Annotated in this window: 1 rRNA gene; it reads left to right on the plus strand. The window is 56.5% G+C overall.

Annotated features, from left to right (window positions below):
* A 23S ribosomal RNA gene (locus ABT238_RS38725) occupies positions 1–1,164 on the plus strand; the annotation flags it as partial.

Here is a 1,164-nt window from a genome sequence, read left to right on the forward strand (position 1 = left end):
TGTCCGAATGGGGAAACCCGGCAGTCGTCATGGGCTGTCACCCGCTGCTGAACACATAGGCAGTGTGGAGGGAACGCGGGGAAGTGAAACATCTCAGTACCCGCAGGAAGAGAAAACAACCGTGATTCCGGGAGTAGTGGCGAGCGAAACCGGATGAGGCTAAACCTTGAGCGTGTGAGACCCGGCAGGGGTTGCGCTCAGGGGGTCGTGGGTTTTTTCTTGATCGGTCTGCCGGCCGGTCGGCGAGTCAGAAACCGTATGGATAGTCGAAGGACATGCGAAAGGTCCGGCGTAGAGGGTAAGACCCCCGTAGACGAAATCTGTACGGCTCGCTTGAAGAATACCCAAGTAGCACGGGGCCCGAGAAATCCCGTGTGAATCTGGCGGGACCACCCGCTAAGCCTAAATATTCCCTGGTGACCGATAGCGGATAGTACCGTGAGGGAATGGTGAAAAGTACCGCGGGAGCGGAGTGAAATAGTACCTGAAACCGTGTGCCTACAAGCCGTGGGAGCGTCGTTCATCAGCTTGCTGGTGGGCCGTGACTGCGTGCCTTTTGAAGAATGAGCCTGCGAGTTTGCGGTGTGTAGCGAGGTTAACCCGTGTGGGGTAGCCGTAGCGAAAGCGAGTCCGAATAGGGCGGTTGAGTTGCATGCCCAAGACCCGAAGCGGAGTGATCTAGCCATGGGCAGGTTGAAGCGGAGGTAAGACTTCGTGGAGGACCGAACCCACCAGGGTTGAAAACCTGGGGGATGACCTGTGGTTAGGGGTGAAAGGCCAATCAAACTCCGTGATAGCTGGTTCTCCCCGAAATGCATTTAGGTGCAGCGTCACGTGTTTCTTGCCGGAGGTAGAGCACTGGATAGGCGATGGGCCTCACCGGGTTACTGACCTTAGCCAAACTCCGAATGCCGGTAAGTGAGAGCGTGGCAGTGAGACTGTGGGGGATAAGCTCCATGGTCGAGAGGGAAACAGCCCAGAACACCGACTAAGGTCCCTAAGCGTGTGCTAAGTGGGAAAGGATGTGGAGTCGCAGAGACAACCAGGAGGTTGGCTTAGAAGCAGCCACCCTTGAAAGAGTGCGTAATAGCTCACTGGTCAAGTGATTCCGCGCCGACAATGTAGCGGGGCTCAAGCACATCACCGAAGTCGTGTCATTGCAGC

Source organism: Kitasatospora sp. NPDC001527 (genome assembly GCF_040298605.1).
Taxonomy (GTDB): domain Bacteria; phylum Actinomycetota; class Actinomycetes; order Streptomycetales; family Streptomycetaceae; genus Kitasatospora.